This window comes from Pseudomonas emilianonis, from assembly GCF_023072625.1.
In the GTDB taxonomy this organism is placed as follows: domain Bacteria; phylum Pseudomonadota; class Gammaproteobacteria; order Pseudomonadales; family Pseudomonadaceae; genus Aquipseudomonas; species Aquipseudomonas paraveronii.
The window spans coordinates 1-6,840 of record NZ_JAKNRV010000286.1 but is presented as its reverse complement, the minus strand read 5'-3'; the positions used below and the strand labels follow the sequence as shown (position 1 = coordinate 6,840).

Sequence of the window (6,840 nt, the reverse complement as noted above, 5' to 3'; positions counted from 1 at the left end):
CTTGCTGCGCACCATCGCGGGTCAGCCGCCATTGCTGGATGCGTTGCCCGCCGGGTGCCGCTTCCACCCGCGTTGTCCGCAGGTCGGCAGCCTATGTACCGATGTGTTGCCGGAAGGTGCGCGGGTGGCCTGTCACTATCCGTTGGGAGATCGCCCATGAGCCTGTTGCAGATCAAGGACCTGGAGGTGCGGTTTGCCGCGTCCGGCAGCGGCATGTTCGGCCTGAACAAGCGGTGGGTGAAGGCGGTCAACGGTGTGTCGCTGAACCTCGCGGCGGGCGAGACCCTGGGCCTGGTGGGCGAATCCGGCAGCGGCAAAAGCAGCCTTGGTCGGGCGATTTTGCACCTCAACCCGATCAGCGCCGGGCAGGTGCTGTTCGACGGCATCGACATGGCACGCGGCAGCACCATCGACATCGCCCGCCTGCGCCATGAAACCGCGATGATCTTCCAGGACCCGTATGCCGCGCTGAACCCACGCCACACCGTCGGCGAAACTCTTGCCGAAGTGTTACGGGTACAGCGCAAAGTCGCGCCGCAGCAGATCGCGCGGCGTGTCGACGAGTTACTCGAGCTGGTCGGCCTGCGCCCTGAATTGGCCGTTCGCAAGCCCGGCTCCCTCAGTGGCGGCCAGTGCCAGCGGGTCGGTATCGCCCGGGCGCTGGCGGTGGAACCGCGCTTGATCATTGCCGATGAGTGCGTGGCGGCCCTGGATGTATCGATCCAGGGCCAGATCATCAACCTGTTGCTGGAACTGCAACAGCGCATGAACCTGGCGATCCTGTTTATCGCCCATGACCTGGCCATCGTGCGCCGCCTGTGCGACCGGGTAGCGGTGATGTACCTGGGCAAGATCGTCGAGGAGGGGCCGGTGGAAGCGGTCTTCACCTCACCGCGTCATCCGTATACGGCAGCGCTGATCCAGGCGATTCCCGAGATCGATCCGCATCGGCCGTTGCCCACAGAACCGTTACCCGGCGAGCCACCGAGCCCGCTGAACTTGCCTACAGGCTGTGCGTTTCACCCGCGTTGCCGGTATGCCCAAACCCTGTGTTCCGTGGTATTGCCGCCTACTCGTTTCCTGCACGAGCATCGGTACAGTTGCGTGCTTGAAGAACCTTTGCTTCAGCCCACCCCTGCCATTCTTGAACAACCGCCGTTATAAACAAGGAGTTATGACATGCAATCACACCACTTGAAGTTGCTCGCCGCCGCGACATTGACCGCCTGGTCGCTGACCGCCGGTCTTGCCCAGGCCGCCGGTGTCCTCACCATCGGTTGCCGTGAAGACAGCACCACGTTCGACCCGATCAAAAGCGCGCAAAACCGCGACACCTGGGTATTCGCCAACGTCTACGACACCCTGGTACGCGTGGATAACCTGGGCACCAAGATGGAGCCGGGGCTGGCAGAAAACTGGGAGATTTCCAAGGACGGCCTGACCTACACCTTCAAGCTACGTGCGGCGAAGTTCTCGGATGGCTCGCCGATCACTGCAGAGGATGCGGCGTTCAGCCTGTTGCGCATCCGCGACAACAAGGCCTCGCTGTGGAGCGACCCATTCAGCCTGATCGACACGGCCAAGGCCGCCGACCCGCAGACCCTGGTGGTGACGCTGAAGACCCCGGCGGTGGCCTTCCTCTCGCAACTGGCGTCGCCGACGGTGTCGATCCTGTCGGAAAAGGCCATGACCAAAATGGGCGAAGACGCCTACGCGCAAAACCCGGTGACCTCCGGTGCGTTCACCGTGGACGAATGGCGCAAGGGCGATCGGGTGATCCTGAAGAAAAACCCGAACTTCTGGCAGGCCAAGAACGTCAGCCTGGATGGCGTGGAATGGGTCTCGGTGACCGACGACAACACGCGCATGCGCATGGTGCAGAACAACGAACTGGACACGGCGATCTTCGTGCCGTTCTCGCGGGTTGAAGAGCTGAAAAAAGACAAAAACGTGGTGATCCATTCCGACCCGTCCACCCGTGAAGATCACCTGTTGATCAACCATGAGCACGGCCTGCTGGCCAAACCGGAAGTTCGCCAGGCGCTGGACATGGCCATCGATAAACAATCGCTGGTGAAGACGGCCACTTACGGTCAAGGCACCGTGGCCTATTCCTACATCCCCAAAGGCTCGCTGTACCACTACGCCAACAACCTGCAACGCCCGTATGACCCAACCGCCGCGAAGAAACTGCTGGCCGATGCCGGTGCCAAGGACTTGAAGCTGAACTACGTGGTCAACGCTGGCAACGAAGCCGACGAGCAGATTGCGGTGATCATCAAGGACCAGTTGGCCAAGGTCGGCGTGACGGCCAACCTGCAGAAAGTCGACCCGACCCAAAGCTGGCAGATGCTGGTGGACGGTGAGTACGATATTTCGGTGATGTACTGGACCAACGACATCCTCGACCCGGACCAGAAGACCACCTTTGTGCTGGGCCACGACACCAACCAGAACTACATGACCCGCTACAAGAACGACAAGGTCAAGGCGTTGGTGACGGCGGCGCGTATCGAGGCCGACCCGGCCAAGCGTGAGCAGATGTATGTCGAACTGCAGAAACTGGCGAAACAGGATGTGAACTGGATCGACCTGTACTACAGCCCATACATCAACATCTCACGCAAGAATGTGAGCAACTTCCTGCAAAACCCACTGGGCCGTTTCACCCTCGAGGAAGTGGTGAAAAACTAAAGAACACTGCTAAATAAATGTGGGAGGGGGCTTGCCCCCGATGGCGGTGGGTCAGTCACAGATGCAGTGACTGACACCCTGCTATCGGGGGCAAGCCCCCTCCCACATTTTGTTCCGGTTGTGTCAGCCGTTACTGCGCGTCAAACGCCTGTCCGTTGATCCCGGTACTGTCCGGCCCCATCAGGTACAAGTACACCGGCATGATGTCTTCCGGCGCCGGGTTGTCGGCCGGGTTTTCCCCCGGATAGGCCTGGGCCCGCATGCTGGTGCGCGTGGCGCCGGGGTTGATGCTGTTGGCCCGTACCGGCGCAACGGTGTCGAGCTCGTCGGCCAGGGTTTGCATCAGGCCTTCGGTGGCGAATTTCGACACGCCATAGGCACCCCAATACGCCCGGCCCTTGCGCCCGACGCTGCTGGAGGTGAACACCACCGAGGCGTCCTGGGACAGCTTGAGCAGCGGCAACAGCGTGCTGGTCAGCATGAACATCGCGTTGACGTTGATGTGCATCACCCGCATGAAGTTCTCACCGGACAACTGCTCGATCGGCGTGCGTGGACCGATGATCGAGGCGTTGTGCAGCAGGCCGTCGAGGTGGCCGAACTCCTTTTCGATCATCGCCGCCAGCTCATCGTACTGATGGGGCAGGGCGGTCTCCAGGTTGAACGGGATCACCACGGGTTGCGGGTGGCCGGCGGCTTCGATCTCGTCGTACACCTGGGCCAGGTTGGCTTCGGTCTTGCCCAGCAACAGCACGGTCGCGCCATGGGCGGCATAGGTTTTCGCCGCCGCCGCGCCAATCCCGCGACCGGCACCGGTCACCAGGATGACGCGGTCTTTGAGTAGTTCGGGACGTGCAGAGTAATCAAACATAAATAGCCTCGACAAAATTCAGTAGGTGACCAACACGGAGCTGGAAAACACTGAAGATCCCCTGTGGGAGGGGGCTTGCTCCCGATTGCGGTGGTTCAGTCAATGAATGTGTTGAATGACACACTGCAATCGGGAGCAAGCCCCCTCCCACATTGGATCTTCATAGGTCAGCAAGACCGGTAAACCATCAGCAACTGCACAGCGCGTTATCCAGCACCTTGCGCAATTCCAGCGGGTGGTCCACCACCACATCCGCGCCCCAGTGACGCGGGTTGTCGTCCGGGTGGATGTAGCCATAGGTGACCGCCGCCGTGCGGGTGCCGGCGTCGCGGCCGGACTCGATGTCGCGCAGGTCATCGCCGACAAACAGCACGCTGGCCGGGTCCAGGTTGAGCATCTGGCACGCCAGGATCAGCGGCTCCGGGTGCGGCTTGCTGTGTGTCACATGGTCCGGGCAGATCAGCAGTGCCGAGCGCTCGGCCAGGCCTAACTGCTGCATGATCGGCTCGGCAAAGCGCAGCGGTTTGTTGGTGACCACGCCCCAGATCAGCTTGGACTTTTCGATGTCGGCCAGCAGCTCGGCCATGCCGTCGAACAACGTGCTGTGGATCGCGCAGCCTTTGAGATAGCGCTCGAGGAACTCCAGGCGCAGTTCTTCAAAACCTGGGGATTCGGGGTCCATCGAGAACGTCACGGCGACCATCGCCCGTGCGCCGCCGGAGATTTCATCGCGGATATGCTGGTCGTTGATCGGTGCCAGGTTGCGGTCGGCGCGCATGGCCTGGCAGATGGCGATAAAGTCCGGCGCGGTGTCCAGCAGGGTACCGTCCATGTCGAAGAGAACCGCTCGCAACTTCACAGGCTTACTCCTCGCGCAGGGTCTGGATCATGTAGTTGACGTCGACGTCGCTGGCCAGCTTGTAGTGCTTGGTTAGCGGGTTGTAGGTCAGGCCGATGATGTCCTTGACGGTCAGTCCGGCCTGACGGCTCCAGGCGCCCAGCTCGGACGGGCGGATGAATTTCTTGAAGTCGTGGGTGCCGCGCGGCAGCAGCTTCATGATGTATTCGGCGCCGATGATCGCGAACAGGTAGGCCTTGGGGTTGCGGTTGATGGTGGAGAAGAACACCTGGCCGCCGGGCTTGACCATGCGGAAGCAGGCGCGGATCACCGAAGACGGGTCCGGCACGTGTTCCAGCATTTCCAGGCAGGTGATCACGTCGAACTGCTCGGGCATTTCCTCGGCCAGGGCTTCGGCGGTGATCTGGCGGTATTCGACATTCACCCCGGATTCCAACTGATGCAACTGGGCCACGGCCAACGGCGCTTCGCCCATGTCGATGCCCATCACGGTAGCGCCGCGCTGGGCCATGGCTTCGCTGAGAATGCCGCCGCCGCAACCGACGTCCAGCACCTTCTTGCCGGCCAGGTTGATGCGCTCGTCAATCCAGTTGACCCGCAGCGGGTTGATGTCGTGCAGGGGTTTGAACTCGCTTTCGCGGTCCCACCAGCGGTGGGCCAGGGCTCCGAATTTGGCGATTTCGGCGTGGTCGACGTTGCTCATGGTGGTTCCTCTAAATCTGATAAATCGGTTTGTCGGCCCTGAACACGGGTTCAGGACCGGCGTTATTCGCGGTGCCCGCTGATGCGCTGGCCCCAGGCAATGGCCGTGGCGGTCAACTGTTGTTCATCCATGCGGGTCAATTGCCGGTTGTCGAGCAACTGCTTGCCGGCGACCCAAAGGTGTTTCACGCAATCGCGTCCGGTGGCATATATAAGCTGTGAGACCGGATCGTAGATCGGTTGTTGCGCCAACCCTGAAAGATCAAAGGCGACGATATCGGCCGCTTTACCGACCTCCAGCGAGCCAATCTCGCTCTCCTGGCCCATGGCACGGGCACCGTTGAGCGTCGCCATGCGCAAGGCGCGGTGGGCATCCAGGGCGGTAGCCGAGCCGGCGACGGCCTTGGCCAGCATCGCCGCGGTGCGGGTTTCGCCCAGCAGGTCGAGGTCATTATTGCTGGCGGCGCCGTCGGTGCCGATGGCCACATTGACGCCAGCCTGCCACAGACGCTCCACCGGGCAGAAGCCGCAGGCCAGTTTCAGGTTCGATTCCGGGCAATGGATGACGCTGGTGTTGCTTTCTACCAGCAAAGCCAGGTCGTCCTCGCTGATTTGGGTCATGTGAACGGCCTGGAAGCGTGGGCCCAGCAGGCCGAGTCGACCGAGGCGCGCCAACGGGCGTTCGCCGGTCCGCTCGACAGCCTGTTGTACCTCAAGCGCGGTTTCGTGCACATGCATATGGATCGCGGCGTCCAGCTCCTCGGCGATCACCCGGATTTTTTCCAGGTTGGCATCGCTCACGGTGTAGGGCGCGTGGGGGCCGAAGGTGATCTTGATGCGCGGGTGATGCTTGAGGTCGCCGAACAGCTCGATGCCCTGGCGAATCGCCTCATCGGCGGTGCTGGCGCCGGGAATCGGGAAGTCGAGGATCGGAATTGCGATCTGCGCGCGCATCCCGCTGTTGTGGACGCAGTCACTGGCAATCTTGGGGTAGAAGTACATGTCCGAGAAGCAGGTAATGCCACCCTTGAGCTGTTCGGCGATGGCCAGGTCGGTGCCGTCGCGCACGAAGGCTTCATCGACCCACTTGGCCTCCGCGGGCCAGATGTGCTTTTCCAGCCAGGTCATCAGCGGCAGGTCATCGGCCATTCCGCGAAACAGGCTCATCGCCGCGTGGCCATGGGCGTTGATCAGGCCGGGGCTGAGCAGCATGCCCGGCAGCTCGCGCACTTCGCCGGCGGAAAGTTTCAACGCCGCGGCCCGTGGGCCGATAAAGGCAATGCGCCCATCGCGGATGCCCAGGCCATGCTCCTTGAGCACCACGCCGGCGGGTTCGACAGGTACCAGCCACGTCGGCAGTAGCAATAAGTCGAGCGGGGCGGCAGTGGAGGTCATCGCAGGCTTCTTCCCGGGCAGCTATAAAAGAAGGGCGAAGTATACCCGAGCGTCCTGGCTGGCGGATCGCTATAATCGGCGGCTTTTGTTCATGAGTGCGGGGTGAGGGATGCGCGATCGACTGTTGGCTGCGGAGAAAGTGAAGGCCATCGATTGGCGCGATGGCGCACTGCACCTGCTCGACCAGCGTGTTTTGCCGTCCCGGGAAAGCTGGGTGACCTGCACCACGGTCGATGAAGTGGCCACGGCGATTCGTTCGATGGTCGTGCGCGGCGCCTCGGCCATCGGCATCAGCGCGGCCTACGGCCTGGTACTCGCC

The 6,840-nt window shown here is 62.0% G+C and carries 6 protein-coding genes and 2 pseudogenes; 4 read left to right on the top strand and 4 right to left on the bottom strand.

From position 1 onward, the window contains the following. The 3 genes and pseudogenes from L9Z73_RS22600 to L9Z73_RS22590 form a co-directional block, all read left to right on the top strand. A pseudogene (locus L9Z73_RS22600) lies at nucleotides 1-160 on the top strand (methionine ABC transporter ATP-binding protein); the annotation flags it as partial. Beyond that, the gene (locus L9Z73_RS22595) at nucleotides 157-1,164 is read left to right on the top strand and encodes an ABC transporter ATP-binding protein (protein ID WP_247405693.1); all 1,008 of its coding nucleotides are present in this window, start codon (nucleotides 157-159) and stop codon (nucleotides 1,162-1,164) included. The pseudogene L9Z73_RS22600 and the gene L9Z73_RS22595, both read left to right, overlap by 4 nt. A gap of 15 nt (nucleotides 1,165-1,179) precedes the next feature. Further along, nucleotides 1,180-2,694: an ABC transporter substrate-binding protein gene (locus L9Z73_RS22590; RefSeq protein ID WP_247405691.1), complete on the top strand. Its 1,515-nt coding sequence runs from the start codon at nucleotides 1,180-1,182 to the stop codon at nucleotides 2,692-2,694. A gap of 130 nt (nucleotides 2,695-2,824) precedes the next feature. On the opposite strand, the gene L9Z73_RS22585 is transcribed toward L9Z73_RS22590, so the two are convergent. The 4 genes from L9Z73_RS22585 to L9Z73_RS22570 form a co-directional block, all read right to left on the bottom strand. Continuing rightward, complete coding sequence (locus L9Z73_RS22585) at nucleotides 2,825-3,565, bottom strand: YciK family oxidoreductase (protein WP_247405686.1); 741 nt, start codon at nucleotides 3,563-3,565, stop codon at nucleotides 2,825-2,827. Between the two features lie 187 nt (nucleotides 3,566-3,752). Continuing rightward, on the bottom strand, nucleotides 3,753-4,424 hold the full coding sequence (gene mupP / locus L9Z73_RS22580) for an N-acetylmuramic acid 6-phosphate phosphatase MupP (RefSeq protein WP_247405683.1): 672 nt from the start codon (nucleotides 4,422-4,424) through the stop codon (nucleotides 3,753-3,755). Nucleotides 4,425-4,428: 4 nt separating this feature from the next. Beyond that, a complete protein-coding gene (gene ubiG / locus L9Z73_RS22575) occupies nucleotides 4,429-5,127 on the bottom strand; it encodes a bifunctional 2-polyprenyl-6-hydroxyphenol methylase/3-demethylubiquinol 3-O-methyltransferase UbiG (RefSeq protein WP_247405679.1) in 699 nt (232 codons plus the stop codon). A gap of 62 nt (nucleotides 5,128-5,189) precedes the next feature. Next, the gene (locus L9Z73_RS22570; protein ID WP_247405677.1) at nucleotides 5,190-6,521 is read right to left on the bottom strand and encodes a TRZ/ATZ family hydrolase; all 1,332 of its coding nucleotides are present in this window, start codon (nucleotides 6,519-6,521) and stop codon (nucleotides 5,190-5,192) included. Nucleotides 6,522-6,630: 109 nt separating this feature from the next. Between L9Z73_RS22570 and L9Z73_RS22565 the strand changes: the two are divergent. Then, a pseudogene (locus tag L9Z73_RS22565) lies at nucleotides 6,631-6,840 on the top strand (S-methyl-5-thioribose-1-phosphate isomerase); the annotation flags it as partial.

Bases quoted from the DNA above. Each gene is read 5' to 3' on its own strand.
- L9Z73_RS22595 (WP_247405693.1), top strand. From the start codon at position 157: ATGAGCCTGTTGCAGATCAAGGACCTGGAGGTGCGGTTTGCCGCGTCC.
- L9Z73_RS22590 (WP_247405691.1), top strand. From the start codon at position 1,180: ATGCAATCACACCACTTGAAGTTGCTCGCCGCCGCGACATTGACCGCC.
- L9Z73_RS22585 (WP_247405686.1), bottom strand. From the start codon at position 3,565: ATGTTTGATTACTCTGCACGTCCCGAACTACTCAAAGACCGCGTCATC.
- ubiG (WP_247405679.1), bottom strand. From the start codon at position 5,127: ATGAGCAACGTCGACCACGCCGAAATCGCCAAATTCGGAGCCCTGGCC.
- L9Z73_RS22570 (WP_247405677.1), bottom strand. From the start codon at position 6,521: ATGACCTCCACTGCCGCCCCGCTCGACTTATTGCTACTGCCGACGTGG.